Genomic DNA, 1248 nt, shown 5'->3' on the forward strand with positions numbered 1-1248 from the left:
GCATCCGGGTACGTGGCGATCAGCCTGGAGGGCGAGGGAGAGTTCGAGGGTGCCGAGGGGCACCTGATGACCGGCAACGCGACGAGTGTGCTGTCCGGCCGGGTGTCGTACGTGCTGGGGCTTGAGGGTCCGGCGGTGACGGTGGACACGGCGTGTTCGTCGTCGCTGGTGGCACTGCACCTGGCCGCCCAGGCGATCCGGTCCGGGGAGTGCTCGCTGGCTCTGGCCGGCGGGATCACGGTCATGGCGACCCCTGATGGGTTCCTGGCGTTCTCCCAGGCGCGCGGGCTGGCGGCGGACGGGCGGTCCAAGGCGTTCTCGGAGGACGCGGACGGCATGGGCATGGCCGAGGGCGTGGGGATGCTGGTGGTGGAGCGGCTGTCCGATGCCCGGCGGCTGGGGCATCCGGTGCTGGCGGTGGTGCGGGGCAGCGCGATCAACCAGGACGGTGCGTCCAACGGTCTGACCGCGCCGAACGGTCCCGCGCAGCAGCGGGTGATCCGGGCTGCCCTGGCCAGCGCCCGGCTGTCGGCTGCCGACGTGGACGTGGTGGAAGCGCACGGCACGGGGACCAAGCTCGGCGACCCCATCGAGGCGCAGGCGCTGATCGCCACCTACGGCCAGGACCGGCCGGCGGAACAGCCGCTGTGGCTCGGCTCGGTGAAGTCCAACATCGGACACACGCAGGCAGCCGCAGGCGTGGCCGGCGTGATGAAGATGGTGCTGGCGTTGCAGAACGAACAGCTGCCGCAGACACTGCACGTGGACGAGCCGTCGTCGCATGTCGACTGGTCGGCCGGTGAGGTGCAACTGCTGGCCGAGTCCGTGCCCTGGCCCCTGGGGGAGCGTCCACGCCGAGCCGGTGTGTCCTCGTTCGGGATCAGCGGCACCAACGCGCACATCATCGTCGAGGAGGCTCCGGCCGTTGAGGCCGCTGAGCTTGGGGACGAGGTGCCTGAGGCGGGCGCCGAGGGCACGGCACCGGTGGTGTCCGGCGCCGGTGCGTGGATGGTGTCGGGTCGGTCGGCGGACGGACTGGCGGCGCAGGCCGGTCGGTTGCGCGAGTGGGTTGTGGCCCGGCCCGAACTGGACGTGTCCGACGTGGGTTGGTCGTTGGCGGTGTCGCGGTCGGTGTTCGAGCACCGGGCTGTGGTGGTCGGCGGTGACCGCGGGGAGCTGGTGACGGGGCTGGAGAGTCTGACCGCCGGGGTGCCTGCGGGGTCGGTCGTCTCGGGTGTGGCACGCGCT

The 1248-nt window shown here is 72.0% G+C and carries 1 protein-coding gene; it reads left to right on the forward strand.

Features of this window, described 5'->3' with window-relative positions; genetic code table 11:
• Positions 1 to 1248, forward strand: a 1248-nt coding sequence (locus AQI88_RS42055) for a beta-ketoacyl synthase N-terminal-like domain-containing protein (RefSeq protein WP_167357519.1), incomplete at both ends; no start/stop codon positions are given.

The organism is Streptomyces cellostaticus (assembly GCF_001513965.1).
Taxonomy (GTDB): Bacteria; Actinomycetota; Actinomycetes; order Streptomycetales; family Streptomycetaceae; genus Streptomyces; species Streptomyces cellostaticus.